17 protein-coding genes are annotated in these 17,244 nt (G+C 43.7%); 9 read left to right on the top strand and 8 right to left on the bottom strand.

Translation table 11 applies throughout. The features are described from left to right. The first annotated feature begins 97 nt into the window (after window positions 1-97). A complete protein-coding gene (locus AC3A14_RS20130) occupies window positions 98-970 on the top strand; it encodes a glycosyltransferase family 2 protein (protein ID WP_318733558.1) in 873 nt (290 codons plus the stop codon). On the opposite strand, the gene AC3A14_RS20125 is transcribed toward AC3A14_RS20130, so the two are convergent. Next, the gene (locus tag AC3A14_RS20125) at window positions 961-1,407 is read right to left on the bottom strand and encodes a hypothetical protein (RefSeq protein ID WP_318733556.1); all 447 of its coding nucleotides are present in this window, start codon (window positions 1,405-1,407) and stop codon (window positions 961-963) included. The two genes, AC3A14_RS20130 and AC3A14_RS20125, sit on opposite strands and share 10 nt — an antisense overlap. Beyond that, window positions 1,407-2,381, bottom strand: coding sequence for an NAD(P)H-dependent oxidoreductase (locus tag AC3A14_RS20120; protein ID WP_318733554.1), 975 nt, complete (start codon window positions 2,379-2,381; stop codon window positions 1,407-1,409). Before AC3A14_RS20120 ends, AC3A14_RS20125 begins: the two co-directional genes overlap by 1 nt. A 216-nt stretch (window positions 2,382-2,597) precedes the next feature. Here AC3A14_RS20120 and AC3A14_RS20115 point away from each other — a divergent pair, with 216 nt between their 5' ends. Beyond that, the gene (locus AC3A14_RS20115; RefSeq protein ID WP_413039144.1) at window positions 2,598-3,671 is read left to right on the top strand and encodes a glycosyltransferase family 4 protein; all 1,074 of its coding nucleotides are present in this window, start codon (window positions 2,598-2,600) and stop codon (window positions 3,669-3,671) included. A gap of 122 nt (window positions 3,672-3,793) precedes the next feature. Further along, the gene (locus tag AC3A14_RS20110; protein ID WP_318733551.1) at window positions 3,794-6,376 is read left to right on the top strand and encodes a PEP/pyruvate-binding domain-containing protein; all 2,583 of its coding nucleotides are present in this window, start codon (window positions 3,794-3,796) and stop codon (window positions 6,374-6,376) included. A 114-nt stretch (window positions 6,377-6,490) separates the two neighbouring features. Here AC3A14_RS20110 and AC3A14_RS20105 read toward each other — a convergent pair whose 3' ends face one another. From AC3A14_RS20105 to AC3A14_RS20085, 5 genes are all read right to left on the bottom strand, one after another. After that, window positions 6,491-7,552, bottom strand: coding sequence for a Fe(3+) ABC transporter substrate-binding protein (locus AC3A14_RS20105; protein WP_413039241.1), 1,062 nt, complete (start codon window positions 7,550-7,552; stop codon window positions 6,491-6,493). 308 nt (window positions 7,553-7,860) lie between these two features. After that, window positions 7,861-8,256 (bottom strand): DNA sulfur modification protein DndE, encoded by a 396-nt coding sequence (gene dndE / locus AC3A14_RS20100; protein WP_318733547.1) that lies wholly within the window; start codon window positions 8,254-8,256, stop codon window positions 7,861-7,863. A 126-nt stretch (window positions 8,257-8,382) separates the two neighbouring features. Next, window positions 8,383-9,207, bottom strand: a complete 825-nt coding sequence (locus AC3A14_RS20095; RefSeq protein WP_318719180.1) for a DNA adenine methylase — start codon at window positions 9,205-9,207, stop codon at window positions 8,383-8,385. Window positions 9,208-9,272: 65 nt separating this feature from the next. Next, complete coding sequence (rimM, locus tag AC3A14_RS20090) at window positions 9,273-9,899, bottom strand: ribosome maturation factor RimM (protein WP_318719179.1); 627 nt, start codon at window positions 9,897-9,899, stop codon at window positions 9,273-9,275. A gap of 93 nt (window positions 9,900-9,992) precedes the next feature. Next, complete coding sequence (locus AC3A14_RS20085; RefSeq protein ID WP_413039240.1) at window positions 9,993-11,276, bottom strand: valine--pyruvate transaminase; 1,284 nt, start codon at window positions 11,274-11,276, stop codon at window positions 9,993-9,995. Window positions 11,277-11,380: 104 nt separating this feature from the next. Between AC3A14_RS20085 and AC3A14_RS20080 the strand changes: the two genes are divergently transcribed. From AC3A14_RS20080 to AC3A14_RS20060, 5 genes are all read left to right on the top strand, one after another. Beyond that, window positions 11,381-12,175 carry a Tab2 family RNA-binding protein gene (locus AC3A14_RS20080; protein ID WP_318733542.1) on the top strand — a complete coding sequence of 265 codons (795 nt, stop codon included), beginning with the start codon at window positions 11,381-11,383 and terminating at the stop codon, window positions 12,173-12,175. An 18-nt stretch (window positions 12,176-12,193) separates the two neighbouring features. Continuing rightward, a complete protein-coding gene (locus tag AC3A14_RS20075; RefSeq protein ID WP_318719176.1) occupies window positions 12,194-12,898 on the top strand; it encodes a Uma2 family endonuclease in 705 nt (234 codons plus the stop codon). 6 nt (window positions 12,899-12,904) lie between these two features. Continuing rightward, window positions 12,905-13,399, top strand: a complete 495-nt coding sequence (gene sixA, locus AC3A14_RS20070) for a phosphohistidine phosphatase SixA (protein ID WP_318719175.1) — start codon at window positions 12,905-12,907, stop codon at window positions 13,397-13,399. A gap of 84 nt (window positions 13,400-13,483) precedes the next feature. Next, entirely contained in the window at window positions 13,484-13,981 is a 498-nt protein-coding gene (locus AC3A14_RS20065; protein ID WP_318733540.1) for a mechanosensitive ion channel family protein, read from the top strand. A 354-nt stretch (window positions 13,982-14,335) separates the two neighbouring features. Continuing rightward, complete coding sequence (locus AC3A14_RS20060; RefSeq protein WP_318733537.1) at window positions 14,336-15,778, top strand: sensor histidine kinase; 1,443 nt, start codon at window positions 14,336-14,338, stop codon at window positions 15,776-15,778. On the opposite strand, the gene AC3A14_RS20055 is transcribed toward AC3A14_RS20060, so the two are convergent. Beyond that, window positions 15,775-16,512 carry a hypothetical protein gene (locus AC3A14_RS20055; protein ID WP_318719172.1) on the bottom strand — a complete coding sequence of 246 codons (738 nt, stop codon included), beginning with the start codon at window positions 16,510-16,512 and terminating at the stop codon, window positions 15,775-15,777. The two genes, AC3A14_RS20060 and AC3A14_RS20055, sit on opposite strands and share 4 nt — an antisense overlap. Before the next feature lie 211 nt (window positions 16,513-16,723). On the opposite strand from AC3A14_RS20055, the gene AC3A14_RS20050 reads away from it, so the two are divergent. After that, window positions 16,724-17,131 (top strand): hypothetical protein, encoded by a 408-nt coding sequence (locus tag AC3A14_RS20050; protein ID WP_318733535.1) that lies wholly within the window; start codon window positions 16,724-16,726, stop codon window positions 17,129-17,131. The last annotated feature ends 113 nt before the right edge of the window (window positions 17,132-17,244 follow it).

The following is a 17,244-nucleotide window of genomic DNA, read 5'->3' as shown; positions in this document are numbered from 1 at the left end:
CCAAGTCTGTTGTTTGCTCCCCCTATCCCCCCATCACAGCGCAAAGCGCTGTAAGTAATGGGTAATGGGAAAACCATTTTTCACGTTTCAATTCAAAATGCTATATCTATTAATCATTAATTATTACTCTACAGACTTAATTCAAGCACTCCTTGAGTCCATTCCACCACCAGATTTAGCGAACCTGCATATCTTGCTCGTTAACAATTCTCCAGACGATCTCACCCTTCAACCCCTAACCCAAACCTATCCCAACTTAACCCTGCTGACTGCACCTGAAAACTTAGGCTTTGGAGGGGGTTGTAATTTAGGATTAAACTGGATTTATGAGCGCGCTCCTCACAGCATTATTTGGTTAATCAATCCCGATACTACCCTAGTTGATGCTGCCATTCCCTACATTCACACCTGCTTTGCAGAACATTCTCACTTAGCCATTTTAGGGACTCAAATTCAAGACAGCCAAGGCAATTCCTGGTTTACCCAAGGACACTTTAATCGATGGCTCGGATCGCTCCCCCATCAACGTCCCATTGCCTCCTCAGAAAATCGGCCTGCTAAAATTATTCCTTCTCGCTGGGTATCCGGATGTAGCCTAATTCTCAATTTAGCCCAATTTGAATCTTGTCCCCAATTCGATTCTCATTATTTTCTCTACTATGAAGACAACGATCTATGCGAGCGCTATTTCAAACAAGGCTATTCTATTGCCGTCACTCAGGCGATCTTAGTCATCCATCAAGTGTCTGCAACTAGCGATCGCAACCTCAAAGCGAAACTCCATCACGCTACCTTTAGCAAACTTTACTTCTTACAGCAACATGGAACCCCTCTAGCCTTGCTCTTAAACTTGGGCTATCTTAGTCTAAAAATTATCCTCGATTGGATTAAGCAAAATCCCGATAACTACCAAGGACGCTGGCAAGGGTTACAGCAATTTTTGCAAGCCAGAGTTTCTCATCAGAGTTGACGATCGATTTCAATGGCTTCATCAATCGCTGATTTTAAAGCTTGTGGTTCATCCGTGCCAATGCGAAAATAGGACTGAGAATTTAACTCAATTTCTACCGCATCTAACCCCGATATATTAAACATCCATCCCCTAGGAGTCAGGCGAATTCCCCACCCATAATACCAGGGGTTTCTGACAATCACTGTATTGGTGATATTGGACAAGGGAAAGCTTTTATGAATTAAACCCACTCCAAACGAACATTTAATCCGTTCTGAGGTAATGGTCACAGTTAATGTACTCAACAAAATGGTAAGTATTAAAATCCCGATCAAAACACTCGCTCCCACCCCTAAAAAGCCTTTATAGAGATAGAAAAATACCAGGGGCAAAAGAGCCGCTAAGAGAACAAGAATAATTGTCCCAATTTGAGTATGCTTGTATAAGAAAGACATTAGAATCCCGCTAAATCAGTGAGTTCAGTAATTTCAAAGCTCAAATAGTCAACTAGAGGCAGTTGGCTTAAAAGGGTGTCGATTTCCTGGCGATCGCGTCCTCGCATGGTCAGAAATCCTCGCCAGTTGGGATCTTCTGGCGCAGCGATCGTAAAATTAAGCACCTTACCTTCCTTCTGCCACCGGGCGATCGTCTCCAGTTCCGCAGCAACTAACGATAGATACTTCTCATCCAGTGGACGTTTCCGACTTCCAACCACCATAAAGCGTTTTTGCGTATCATGTCCCCAGTTGGGAAAATCTTCCATTTTCGGTAACTGTAGGGGTTGTTCGTCAAACAAGGATTGGAGTTTGCGATCAAGCTGTTCCAAGTAAGCCACTCGCTCCTCTTGACTGATGCGGACTGGAGACCAAGCGATGAAGGGTTCGAGAGGCAAAAAGCCATTAAACCAGAAAATACCATGCTGGATAGGAGCCAGAACCCTATCCATTCCTGGATTTAATCCCCAACCATCATAAGCGGTCTGGCCACCCCCAGTAGTCACGATCGCTAAACCCCGTTTAGTAGATTGACCTATACCATTTTCGTATAGTTTCGGCCCGCCATAAATTCGCCCCATAGCCAAAACGCGATCGCACCAACCTTTAAGGATCGCAGGCATTCCAAACCACCAGAGGGGAAAGTTAAAAATCAGTGCATCGCAACGTTCTAGTTTCTGCATTTCTGCCTCAATATCGGAGGCAAAGCCATTCACTTCGCTGGCGTGTCGCTCTTCGAGCTGCTGCTTGAGATAATCTGGGTCGTGGACTGAGGTAAAATTGCGGCGATCGGAGACAGGATCGAATCCCATTTGATACAAATCAGAAGTTTCTACTGTATGGCCCAATGCTTTTAGAGTCTTTTCTGCCTGTCGGTACAGTGTAGAGGAAAAGCTTTGGGGTTCATGATGAGCGTGAACAATGAGAATATTCATGAGATCTAATTGTCCTAATCAATGAGCGTCTAGTAATTCATTTAGCGGTTCTAATGAACTAATTTACAGGACATAGAACCCCTCCACAGGACATCTTACCCTATCCGAAATTGGTCATGATTAATGATTCAGTCAAAAGTCAGGAGTAATGACTAACTTTGATTTTCTTGTATTATTTATTATATGGTTTTACTGTGTTTATAGTCAATTTTTCTAATGAGCAATTGTCTTTTAATTAACTTAGCTGTGCTAATGAACAAACCCACGGGAATTAGCACCTATACTCTGAATATTTTACCTTATCTGAGAGAGTTGAATCCAACCCTGTTAAGTGCCCGAAAGTTAGAGGGGTACTGCCATTATCCAATTCCTGGAGGACAAACGCCAGAACAAGGAGCAAAAGGTCATTTCAAACGGTTACTCTGGACTCAGTTTCGGTTACCTAAACTCTATCGCGAGCTGCAAGGGAGTTTACTGTTTTCTCCTCTACCCGAAGCGCCGTTATTTCAGGGGTGTCGGTTTGTGGTGATGGTTCACGATCTGATTCCCTTGCGGTTTCCGGAAAGGCGATCGCCCCTTACCCTATATTCCCAGTATTATCTGCCACAAGTTCTCAATCAAGCGACTCATATTATCTGTAATTCCCAGGCAACGGCAAATGATATCGTGGATTACTTTTCGATCAAAGCCGATCGCATCACTCCCATTTTACTCGGTTACGATCGGGATCGGTTTCAGCCCTTAAATTTACCTGTTTCTAATTATTTTCTCTATGTTGGTCGTCATGTGAATTATAAAAATCTGCATCGGGTGATTGAGGCATTTGCAAAGCTACCCCGCGATCGAGAATACGAGTTGTGGTTAGTGGGACCGAGCGATCGCCGCTACACCCCCAGTTTAATCGCTCAAATTAACGAACTGGGAGTAACTGAGCAAGTGAAATTCCTTGACTATGTGTCATCAGAACAACTTCCTATCCTGATGAATCAGGCGATCGCCCTCATTTTCCCCAGTTTGTGGGAAGGCTTTGGTTTACCCGTCCTCGAAGCCATGGCTTGTGGAACTCCAGTCATTACCTCTAACTGCTCATCCCTTCCCGAAATTACCGCCGATGCCGCTATTTTAGTCGATCCCTACCAAGTACCAGAAATTACTGCTGCCATGGAAACCCTGATTCAAGAGCCTCAAGCACGAGAAGATCTCAGTCAAGCAAGTCTCAAAAGAGCAGCACAATTTAGTTGGTGTCATACTGGACAGGCTACTTGTGAAGTGCTACAAGCGTATCTTTAACCGCAAATACAAATTAAACCTCCCTCTAAGTAGTAGATTAAAATAATATTCGTGTACTACAGTTCTTTCTACAAGTTTGAGTTGGCGATCGTCCATTTTTCTTCCCTATTTTCTCAAATCCTATGACTTACATCCTCACTACTCAAAACACAACCCATTCTCAAGAATTAGGGGGTAAAGGCGCTGCCCTAGCCCAATTGCAAGCTCTTAATTTGCCTATTCCTGAGTGGTTTGTGGTGTCACCCAGTGCATTTTACGAGTGTTTAACGGAGGAACAACAGGAAGCTTTGGCAACGGGCACTATTTCTGATGATATTGCAGCATTGCACTTAAATCATAAGGTAAAAGAGGAATTAGCACAAGCCCTAACTATTCTCTCTCCCCATGGAGAAAAGGTGGCAGTACGCTCTTCGGCGGTGGATGAGGATGGGGCAGACTATTCGTTTGCGGGACAATTGGAGAGCTTTCTATTTGTGTCTGTGGAGGAGGTGACTGACCGAGTGGTCAAAGTTTGGCGCTCTGGATTTAGCGATCGCCTCTTAGCCTACCGTCAGCAACATCATTTGGGCAACCCCAAACCCCCAGCCGTCCTCGTTCAGCGCATGGTCAATGCCGAGGTTGCCGGAGTCGCCTTTGGAGCCGATCCCGTCACCGGTCAACGGGGGGTTACGGTGATTAGCGCAGTTTCAGGAGTTGGAGATGCTTTAGTTTCGGGGGAAGTCGATGGGCAAACCTATCGTATCAATCGCCAAAAAACAGTCATTTCTGCTCCAGAAGATCAGCCCTTGTTAGAGGCAGACACGATCGACCAAATTACTGACTTAGTCTATCAAGTCGGAGCGCATTTTGGTCGTCCCCAGGATATAGAATGGGCGGTGGAAAATAATCGAGTCTATTTGCTCCAAGCACGACCAATTACCGGATTAGCCAAACTACCCGATCCTGATGGTCAATTGAATCTTTGGGACAATAGCAATATCTCCGAAAGCTATAGTGGAGTGACCACCCCCTTAACCTTTTCCTTTGCTCGTCGCGCTTATGAGGAAGTGTACCGGCAGTTTTGTCTGTTAATGGGTGTGGATAGAACAGTGGTGGAAAATAATTCCCAAACGTTTAATCGCATGATTGGATTACTACAAGGACGCGTTTACTATAATCTCCTGAGTTGGTACAAGGTTTTGTCTCTGTTGCCTGGGTTTCAAGTCAATCGCCGGTTTATGGAGCAGATGATGGGTGTAAAAGAACCTATTTCAGATGAAATTTTAGAGTCTATCGGCATTCAAGTGAGTCAAAAAACAGCGCTCTCGGTGCAGATAATGGATAGCCTACACTTATTGCGAACTGTTGCTGGCTTAGGACTCAACTTTATTTTATTACAGTCTAAGATCAAGGGATTTTATCAGCGATTGGCACAAGGGTTAGGAAAGAAATTTAAGGGATTAGAACTTCAGGATTTACGTGCTGATGAATTAGTGGCTCATTACCGGGATCTAGAACGGCAGTTATTACGCAGTTGGGACGCACCGTTGATTAATGATTTCTTTGCGATGATTTTCTATGGTATTTTGCAAAAGTTGGCTCAATCTTGGTGCAACGAGAGTACGGGGACGTTGCAAAATGATTTAATTAGTGGTGAAGGGGGTATGATTAGCGCAGAACCAGCGATACGGGTGAAAGAATTAGCTCGTTTAGTCGCTAAAGATGAGAGACTAACTCAAGTTTTCTGTGAGGGAGAATTGGGCGCGATTTTGTCCCATTTGAAAAATATCCCAGAGGTAGAGCAAAAGTATGAAGCATATTTGCACAAATTTGGCGATCGCTGTTTGGGAGAGCTGAAACTAGAAAGTCCCACTCTATTCGATAATCCTCTACCCCTTTTGCGCTCAGTGGGTCAACTGGCAAAATCCGGGCAATTCCAAGATTCTGCTTCAGTTTCGGCGGACTTGCGCCAAGCAGCGGAGGTGAAAGTTAGTCAAACTTTGGGACACTTTGGTTTAAAACGCTGGCTGTTTGATTGGGTGTTGTATAATGCTAGGGAGCGAGTGCGCGATCGCGAAAATCTCCGCTTTGAACGAACTCGCTTATTTGGCCATGTACGCCGCATTTTTGTCGAACTTGGTAAGCGCTTCGTTGCGCTCGATCTCCTCCAGGACGATCGCGATATCTTTTATCTGGAAGTCAACGAGATTTTAGGATTTGTGGAAGGGACGAATACTTGTACCCATTTGCAAGGTTTGGTAGAATTGAGAAAGGCGGAGTTTGCAGAATATCAGCAGAATTCTGAGATTGGCGATCGCTTTGAAACCCGTGGCATTGTCTATCAAGGCAATCGTTTCCAGGAAAACCACGCTTCTGTCACACCCTCCGATAACTCCGACTCTACTCTGCAAGGCTTAGGCTGTTGTCCTGGCATTGTCGAAGCGCAAGTAAAAGTAATTACCAATCCAGAAAACGCCATCCTAGAACCCGGTAGAATCCTGGTTGCCGAACGTACAGATCCCGGTTGGATTATGTTATTTCCTGCCGCATCTGGAGTATTAGTCGAACGGGGTAGCTTACTCTCCCATTCTGCCATTGTTGCTAGAGAAATGGGTATTCCCGCCATTGTTTCAATTCCCGGAGTTACCCGTTTTTTGCAAGATGGAGATTGGGTAAAAATGGATGGCAGTACAGGAAGGGTGGAGCGCATTCAGCCTTCTTCTTAGAGGTGAATCAAGTAGGGTGCATTAATAAACTACCCTACTTGCTTGTTATCGCGACTTTCTTTTCTATCAAGTACAGCTTAAAGCCTTAGCTCCTAAGCAATGCAAGCGATACCACTATTTCCAACCGGCTCGATCCATTAATTTTAAGGCTTCTGCATTATTCTTACCGAAGACATCGGGGTTGAGAGGATCGGATTTAAAGCTACCAAACCCTTGCAGCACAGAATCAAGGGGAACATCAGCAACCACAGGATACTCGTTATTTCCTTCCGCGAAAAACTGTTGAGCTTGACGCTCTGCGAGATGTTCTAAAAATTCGATCGCTGCTTGTTGATTTTTGGCGTGTTTCACAACACCACCGCCACTAATATTAACATGGGTTCCCCGACCATTGGGGCCGGTTTGGTTAGGGAAGAAGATGCCTACAGTATTAAAGACTTGTTGATCTTCCCGCGCGCTTGATTTACCTAAACGAGCGAGATAGTAGCTATTGGCGATCGCAATATCACCGACTCCGGCAGCACAAGCTTTAATTTGGGCGGTATCGTTGCCTTCTGGCGATCGGGCAAAGTTAGAAACCATGCCTCTGGACCAAGCTAGGATTTGATCTTCACCATGGGCTGCTAATAAGGAACCAACCAGAGATTGGTTGTAAATATTGCTCGAACTTCTAATTAAAATTTTCCCTTTCCATTTTGAATCGGCTAAATCCTCATAGGTAGAGAGTTGGGATTTACTCACCTTATTCTTATTATACATAATCACCCTAGCTCGCTTCGAGAAGGCAAACCAATAGCCTTGAGGATCTCTGAGATTATTGGGGATTTTCTGGTTCAGGGTCGAAGAGTTAACTGATTGTAGGATACCATCTTGTTTGGCTCGCCACAGGTTACCTCCATCAACGGTTAGTAAAACATCGGCTCTGGTATTTGCCCCTTCGCTTTTAACTCGTTCGATGAGTTGTTCTGCCTTGCCTTCAATCAGATTAACTTTAACTCCCGTCGCACGGGAAAAGCTCTCGTAAAGTTCATCATCGGTGTCGTAGTGACGGGAGGAATAGAGGTTTAAGCTGGTTCGTTGGGCGATCGCCGGTCCTCTACTAATTATATTCTTACTCGCAACCGCTGCGATTCCTGTTCCTGCTGCGAGAATAAAGTGTCGTCGATTCAATCTCATGGTCATCCTGTCGTTTCCTTTAGGAAAAGTTACTAAAAATTAATTTATAAGATATTGTACAACTAATGAGAGGAATTCCTAATTAATTTTTATTTTAAGTTTTGTAAAGATCCAGTGCCAACTTAGACAGGGGAATTGGTACACGATCTAGCTTTTTTTGTCAACTTAGATTTAATCAGAATCTTATCTTAATGTCTGGGACTGGATAATCTGAACTAATCCAGAAAAATTATCAATAAGTAGACTGGAAGGTGTTTCCAGTTTATTGCAGAACTCTTGCAATAACTGAGTCCCAGCCGTGCGATCGCTCACTCAAGGCTAGAGAGATCGCACAACCGGATTAAATCTTCAATCTTCTTCAGATTCGGATCGCCCGCCAAATAGCCAATTCCCCGATGGATATGACGGCGACATTGAAGTGCCAGAGTTTCCGGATCGGTGCCGAGTCCATCATTAACGCAGCGTTGTTTGAGGGCGATCGCTAAAACCTCCGCCAACTCCCCACCAAAAACCCGCCAAGACAGCTCCACATTACTATCACGGGGAATGGGAACCGGAGACGGGATCGACGGTTCCGCCAAAGAACGACAAAACGCCCAACGACACAGAATATTCCACTGTTCAATTTTCGTATACCGTTTCAGTTTCGTTAGCTGATCCTTCGCCGTCTGCGACAGTTGAATTCGTTCGAGAGGTGCATTCATAGGAATTAGGGAATAGGAATTAGGGAATAGGGAATAGGGAATGGGGAATGGGGAATAGGGAATGGGGAATGGGGAATAGGGAATGGGGAATAGGGAATAGGGACTACTGTTCTATCCTACAGAAGATTAGATAGAGAGATTGGGAGTATTAGTAATAAACAACTCCTTCCCTTTCGCGGCTGAAGCTTGTTTATAATTATTCATCCCATATTGCAATTCCCACTCGAAAACTTGGGCAAATTCAAAATTTTTGCGAATTTCTAGGGAATTATCATAGGTAATCAACCAGCGATGAGAACAAGCTTGCATCTCTTGGGCAAAGCGCTGATGCTCAAAGCTGGTATGGAGATTACCATCTTTGCCATATAACTTAGAACCTGTGGCAACCAAATAGGGCGGATCTAAGAAAATAAAAACCCATTTACCATGCGGTTTTAGCACTTCACTATAGTCAAGATTGGTGATTTTCACATCTTGCAACACAGGCGCTAACTTAGCCAAACGATCGATCGAAGAATCCGTAAACCGTCTTAAAAATGCTTGCTGAGAAAACCCACCGGATTCCACAGTTCCAGAAAAACTAATCCGGTTGAGGACAAAAAAACGAACCGCCCGCTCTAATTCTGATAAGTCTTCTACGTTAACTTGCAAATACGCCCGAAATAACCCTTTCCCATCGGTACAACTTCCCTTAACGTTCCGTACCTCTGAGACTAATCGATCTAAATCCGATTGCGCGACTTTCCAAAAGAGAAACAATTCCGGATTCAAGTCATTAATCCAAATTTTTAAGCTTGGATACGTTTGCTTGAGATAAATAAACAAAGCTCCCCCACCAACAAACGGTTCTCGATATTCCCAGTTTTCGTTAAATTCCTTGGGCAGATGTTGAATGATTTTTTTGATGGCTCTTGCTTTACCACCGGGATAGCGTAGGGGGCTTTTAATCATTATCGATACTATAGGATTGAGGGATCGGGTTTAAAAATCATTTGAAATCGCTATAGAACAATTGCCTATTCAATTAATCCTTCAGGAGGAGTGATTTCTATCTTCCCCTTCTCTAGATCAACCACAGGTACAATCTCTTTCACAAACGGAATTAAAACCGTTTTTGGTCGATTAGTTTGGCGGCGCGGCTTCTTGATTTTACTTTTGCGACTGGGAATGGGTTTAGGAGACACTTCAGACTCTTCTGGATCGGCTGCGTCTTTCTGATTTAGTAATTTGATTTCCAGTAGGTCATTTCCTGCGGTAATGAGATCGATCACCACTCCTAAGTTTTCTCCGGTTTCCTGTATCCAAACGTCTAAACCGAGCAAATCTTGGACATGATATTCATTATCTTCTAATTGGGGGCGATCGCTCACCGGAACGAAAAGTTTAGCTTTTTTCAAGGCTTCCGCGCGATCGCGAGTGTCTATTCCATCGAAGGTTAGCACATAGAGTCCTTTGCCCGGAATTAAGCGCCCGTCCAATAACTCTATCGGTTGAGGTATCTTTTCACCCAACCGTTGTATCCAGCGCATTCCTGGTTCTAAAAACCGCTCGGGAAAATCGGAATCGGGATAAACCCGCACTTGCCCATCTAATCCTTGAGCAGCAACAATATGACCAATTTCAATCCACTCATTTTGACTCATAAACTTTATAGCGCTTCGCGCTAGGGAATAGGGAATAGGGAATAGGGAATAGCAAACACGTAGTTTTACCAATTCCCATTACCCATAACCCAATTAACGAGATACCGCAGTTTGCAAATAAGTTGCTTCTACGACTTGGGCTAGTCTGCTCATGGCAGTCGAGATCTCTTCATCCGTTGCCGTTAGACTAATGCGAATACATTGATGTTTATGAACCCATTCTTCTTGCAAGCCAGGGAAAAATGTACTTCCTGGAACCACAATTATGCCAACTTTTTTCAGACTTTGGTAGAGTTCCCAATCAGTAATCGGTAAATCACGCAACCATAACCAAGCAAAAATTGCTCCTTCTCCCTTATGTAAAAACCAAGGTAGACTATTGGGCATAGCCTCGGTTAAACTGGCTTCCAATTGGGCGAATTTGCCTTGATAATGGGGACGAATGACAGTTTCTGATAAATTTGCCAATTGACCCGATTGAATGGCTCTAGCGGCGATCGCCTGACCATAGCGAGAAGAGTGAATACACAAGTTGGTCTGGAAGGCTTCTAAAATACTTATCAGATCTGGATCGCCAATGGCAACTCCAATGCGTTCGCCCGGTAATCCAGCCTTCGATAAACTCATGCAGTGGAGCAAATTGCCGCCAAATTGAGGAGTCATTTCCGTAAAATTCAAGGCGGGGAAAGGCGGCCCGTAGGCAGAATCAATCAGCACAGGTACATTATATTCTGAGGCTAACCCACTGATTTTCTTCACTTCCTCATCCGTGAGAACATTACCTGTCGGATTACAGGGACGGGAAAAAATAAAACATCCCGTATCTTCCGTAATTCTCAACTGACTAAAATCGGGGCGATACTTAAACCGATGATTGCCTTCCTCAATATCTAATTTGGGCTGATAGGCTTTGAGAGCTTCCGGCGTTAAACAAACTCCACCATAACCGGTATATTCAGGACTTAGGGGTAAAACTACCTGTTTGAGTTTCCCCTCAGAAGTATAGCCCCCAAAGGCATTAGCGGCATAGAAATAAACCGACTGAGAGCCTGGAGTAATTAAAATGTTGCGATCGCTCAAATTCAAGCCGTAGCGTTGATTGAAATCAGTCACCACCGCATCAATCAACGGTTGATAGCCTTGGGAAGATCCATACCGACAGACAACTTCCCCATATTCAGGACTTGCGAGTAAATCAGCCGTACATTCGCGCCACACCTGTTCCACTGGTGGTAAAATTACGGGATTCCCCGCACTCAAATTAATAAATTGCTGCCCTCCTCCAGCACGCAACGTTTCGATAATATCTTTCATAATGGCTCGCACTCCACTCAAGCGAGACATCTGAGTACCAAATTGAGTTAGGGCAGGTTCCATAAGCACTTCTAGAAATCCTTGGGTTAGCATACGATCTAAGATGACATGATTTTTCCCAAACGGAATCTCCTGTAAAGAAAACATAACGATTTGGATAGATTCCTATGCAGACTTGGCAAGTCGATTGTTATCGCCGCCCTTCAGAAACCAACACCCAGGAAATACTCTGGGAGTTATGGATTTGTGAACCGTCCCCTGGAACGTTTCGCTATCGTGCCCTTTGTCCTCAGTCACAAGTTAGTCGTGATTGGTTATTGAGTGAATTTGGGCAATTTGCAGCGCTTCCGGATGAGCTACACGTTTTCCGTCCCCAAACCCTCCATCTACTCGAACCCGTTGCTCAAACCCTGGGTATTCCAGTCATTCCCATCCGACGTACCCCCACCCTGAAACAGTGGATCGTTGATGAGTTAAAGCATCCTATTCGCTTAGATCGCCCTCCTCCGCTGCCCTTACCCGAGGAATTATGGGGCGATCGCTGGCGGTTTGCGACAGTTAGCGCTCAAGATTTACTTCAAGGAATTGGAGATCGCCCCATTCCCATTAAATCCCTACCCGAAGACCTTTGGCCGATTAATCTGGGTATTCCCTCCACGCTTCCTATTCCCGGAGTCGTTATTGATGGCGATCGCCAATCGTTGCAATTAGCCCAATGGTTTACTGAGGCTAACCCTATCAGTCTTAACTTTATTCCCGGTCAACCAGATGGTCTCATTCTCGAATCCGGATTGAGCGATCGGTGGATTATTACCACCTTTGAAGATAGCGAAGTTCGCCAAGCCGGTCACCAATACGAACAAAAAAAACAACAAAGTAAAGGGCTACATTTTCTTCTCATTCAACCCGACAATTCTGGCATGACCTACACTGGGTTATGGTTACTCCAACCTGAAAACTAATGAAAAATTTTAATCTCTATGACTTCCCTCATTACATCCTCAACTTCTCCATCAACCTCCATTCTTTACCCTAGTGCCGACGGTGAACCCATGGCTGAAACTTACGATCGTCTCGATGCAATTCTAACTACTCTTGAAGTGCTAAAAAATCATCTTGCCGGTCAACAAGTCACCGTCCTCGCTGACCAATTTCTCTACTATTCCCAAGGATTTCCCCGGCTTCGCACCGCTCCTGATATCATGGTCATCTTTGACGGTGAGCCAGGCGGCCGAGATAACTATAAAATCTGGGAAGAAGGAGAAGTCCCCAAAGTAATCTTTGAGATGACCTCAGAAAGTACTAAAGATCGCGATCTGAGCTTCAAAAAAGACCTCTATGAACAACTCGAAGTAGAAGAATATTGGCTCTTTGACCCCAAAGGAGAATGGATTGAAGGACAATTACAAGGATATCGTTTAGTGACAGGGACATATCAACTGATTACCGATAGCCTTAGCCAAGCCCTAAACTTGCGGCTGCTGCCTGAAGGAAAGCTCATTGGATTTTATCGGCAAGATACAGGAGAAAAGCTATTAATTTCCTCTGAGTTAAGGGCTGCGTTGAAAGCAGAATCTCAAGCTAGACAAGAAGCCATAGAGCAAGCTGAACAAGAACGGCAACGAGCTGAAGAATTACAAGCCCTCTTAAACCGTTATCAAGAAAAGTTTGGAAATCTGGAATAAAAAATTATGACTAACCTTTACTTAATCCGTCATGGTATAGCGGCTAATCGAGACGATTATACCCAAGACGATCGCCAGCGCCCCTTAACCCCAGAGGGTATCAAGAAAACCACTAAAGTTGCCCAACGCTTGCAGGAATTAGGGATTACATTTGATTTGATTCTCACCAGTCCCCTTATCCGGGCTAAACAAACAGCGGAAATTTTGCAAACTGTGGGACTGAGTAAGGACGTAAAAACATCATCCCATTTAGCCCCTGAAGGCGATCTTTTATCCTGGTGGGAGGAGGGGAAAACATGGCGTAACTATGAACAGTTAGCCTTAGTCGGGCATGAACCGAATCTTGGATATTGGGCGGAGTCTTTGGTTTGGGGAGAAGTAAAATCACGTCTGATTGTCAAAAAAGCCGGTATTATCGGCATTGCTTTACCGGATGTGGGTTCTCCTGTGGGACACAGTGACCTATTTTGGCTCACCCCTCCCCGATTTATACTGAATTAATGTTGGGTAATGGGGAATCTCCGGGTTTTCCAAGCCCATAGCGGTATACAATAATGAGTGAAAGTTCAGGGTTCCCTCATCCCGATGAATGTATTATTTCAAGAAATCAAACAAAGTATCCTGAATCTGGTAGGGGCTGGAATTGAGGCGCTTCCAAGGATTTTAGTGGCGATCGCCTTTTCGATGTTTACCTCTTGGGCTGCTAAGTTTGCCCGCAAGCCGGCCACTCGCGTCACAGATATGACAATCAAAAATCAGTCGCTGCGCTCTCTATTAATTCAATTGAGTTCTGTAGCGGCTTGGGTTGTGGGAATTCTAATCTCTAGCGCGATCGCCTTTGGGGATAGCTCCATTGATTTAAAAGTACGCTATTGGACAATTCCCAATCAACGAGAAGTCTGCCGCATTCAAACTCGGGTGATGTTAGCCTTAAAAAATGCCTGTGATGGTGCAGAAATTAATATCCCCTATCCCATTCGCACTGTCTATCATTACAATCAAGAACACTTTAATGATACTTATCCCCAGGTTTCAAATCCAACTTCCTTACCATCAAATCAGTACGATCCAAATAGGAGGTAATATCCGGAACAAATATATAGGATTTCTCTTTTCTATAGAGTACAGCTTAGAACCTTAGCCCCTAAGCAATACAGGCTACTCCCCAGCGGGAAGTACTCCATCAAATCCTTAACTATTTAATCTTTATTGGTATTAAGGATTCTATTGAACAGATCCTTCAAGCAAAATGAGAAAAACACACTATGATAAAGAAGGGTGTGAAATTTGAATAGAGCCTTAATCTTTTCATTATCAGTTGGTGCATGAATCTAAATACATATTCAGTCAACATAAAGTCCTCTAATTTTGATTAGCGCTCCCATGCAGTTTATTATGAATAATACTTTGTCTAATAGAGCTAATAGAGAAGGATCAATGACACTGACTTGGAATCAAGCAGGTCAAGATGTCCGTTGTAATTTATCCTCCGATCGCCTCATCTATTATCGCTTACTCACAGAGGTGATCTCCAAAATCCGGTCTTCCTTGGATTTAGAAACCATTTTGAAAACGACGGTTGTCCAACTCCTTGAGGTTCTCAATACAGACCGAGTAGCCGTTTTTCAATTTAATTCTGATTTAGCTTGGCATGGTGAAGTCATTTGTGAGGATGTGAAATCTCCTTGGAAACCCGCTAGTTCGATTCAAGTTTACGATCATTGCTTTGGGGAACAGTTTGCGGCTGAATACTTAAAAGGACGTATTAGTGCTATTCCAGATATTTACACTCCCCAAATTAGTGATTGTCACCGAGAAATTTTAGCCCAATTTCAAGTCAGAGCTAATCTAGTTACGCCCTTAATTAAAGGTAATGAACTATGGGGATTACTCTGCATTCATGAGTGTGGTAAATCTAGGAATTGGACGGCGACTGAAATAGAATTTGTCAGTCAAATCAGTCAGCAATTGGGAGTAGCAATTCAACAGGCTGATTTACTTGAAAAAACGAAAAAGCAAGCCCAAGAATTAAGGCAAACCTTGGAGCAGTTACAAAGCACTCAAGCGCAGATAATTCAAAATGAAAAAATGGTTAGTTTGGGAAATTTAGTGGCTGGAGTTGCCCATGAAATTAATAACCCTGTCAGTTTTATCCATGGAAATTTAAGCTATATTCAAGAATATGCTAAGGATTTATTAGAACTTCTGAACGATTATCAACAGACTTATCCCGATCCAGAGGCTGAACTACAAGAGTCCTTAGAAGATAAAGATGTGGAGTTTATCCAGGAAGATCTACAAAAAATCTTGACATCTATGAAGTCGGGAACTGAGAGAATTAAGGGAATTGTGACCTCCTTACGCAATTTTTCCCGCATGGATGAGGCTCAGATGAAGTCTGTCGATATTCATGAGGGAATAGATAGCACTCTGGTGATTTTAAATCACCGTCTAGAAGGGAAAGAAAATCGTCCTGAAATACTGATTATTAAAGACTATGGTGATTTACCTTTGATTGATTGTTATCCAGCACAATTAAATCAGGTATTTATGTATCTTCTGAGTAATGCAATTGATGCGTTAGATGAGAAAATAGGAAACGATCGTTACATTAAGATTAAAACGGAAATTGAAGGGGCAAACGTGAGAATTTCTATTGCTGATAATGGGAATGGAATTCCAGAGTCTATCCGCTCTCAAGTGTTCGATCCTTTTTTCACCACTAAACCGCCGGGTAAAGGGACAGGTTTGGGATTATCGATCTGTTATACAATTGTTGTGGAAAAACATCAAGGACGACTCTGGTGTGATTCATCTCCAGGAGAGGGGACTCGGTTTACTATTGAGTTACAACCGGAGTTAAGTAACGATCCAGATTAAGGGTTAAGCTTGCGTTGCGTATTATCAATCGCTTTGAGGGCGTAGGAGTCCCCAGGACGGTGTTCGAGGGCGGTTTGAAAGTATTCGAGGGCGATCGCATAGTCTTGGCGATCGAATGCTTGATATCCAGCATTCATGAGCTGGGTATAGCTGCCTTGTTGAATGCGCTGTTGGGTATTTTCAACCGCTTTTTTGGCGTAAGTATTATCAGGTTGCTCTTTTAAGGCTTGTTCAAAATTAATCAGTGCAGTGTGATAATCCTCTAGATCGAAGGCATGATACCCCACTTCCATATAGCGCTTAAACTGAGAGCGCGAACCATAGGATCTTAAAGAAATTGAGGGTTCATAGGGAGGTTGTGTTTCAGGAGATACTTCGACTGATAGGGCAGTTTGTTTGGGATAGTTGAGCCTCACTTGAGTCACAGAAGTTTCCGATTTTTCTTTTGGAGTCCAGTGAGCAATAATGTTTTGGAAGCTCCAATTTTGCAGGATCGCAAGAATCGCACTAATTCCCATGAAGATTATGCCCACCAGTTGAGAGAAGAGGCTCATCTTAACCGACCGTTTATTCCATTTTATACTAATAAATAGAAGCGCACCAATAAAGGGTAAAAATAGATAGGAGATTCCCCAAAAAATGCTTTCTCCAAAGGAAATCACTAGAGTCCAAATTGCCCCAAATCCAGCTAAACCTAGCCCAATGAGAAATAAACTAATGACCCAAATTTCCATGAATCTATTGACCTTGTTGGTAGTGTCACCCTAGGGGTAAGACTCTTGTAGTCTCTGACCGATAAAGGGTTGAACCCCTTGTGTGTGTTTCTTTCTAGTTATAACATGTGGCTATTCAAATGAAACATGGCTCTAAACCGATACAATGGGATTGGTCTGACAGGGTAATCAGGTGGTTATGGATAGAATATGGAAATGGATCGGTAAACTGATGGTCATAGTTCTAATTGGGCTATTAGTGGCTTGTAGTAACACCGGAGGCAGTCCCAGGCAAGCTCTGGTGAAAAAAGCGATCGCCCTACAACTGCATCTGACTCAAGTACAACTGAATACTCCTCTGCATATTGAAAGATCGCCCCAACTTGATGTTAAAGGGATTCAGATTAGTAGTAGCGATCGCCTCCCTGACCAGAAATTACCCACCTTCCATATCCAAGGAACCTATAATCTCGATATTCAACTGTCTGGACAGTCTCTTAAACAGCGCCAAAATCCCTTTGAAATCTATGTCCAGGAACAAATCGAGGGAGAAACCTGGCGACTGTTGCGTCCTCAAACCACTGCGGAGGGAACTGAGTGGCTCAGTTATCAGATCGATCCAGAGATGGGAGGATTGTGAGACTCGGAGGCACAGAGATCGCCTATTACCGATTCCCATTGCCCTTCAGGGTTTGCCCAAACCGTTCTAAAAAACTTAGACAAACTATGACAAACCTAGACTAAGCTGTACAT

Source organism: Roseofilum sp. (genome assembly GCF_982964205.1).
The sequence above is the reverse complement of the archived record's forward strand: the minus strand, read 5'-3'. Positions and strand labels throughout refer to the sequence as shown.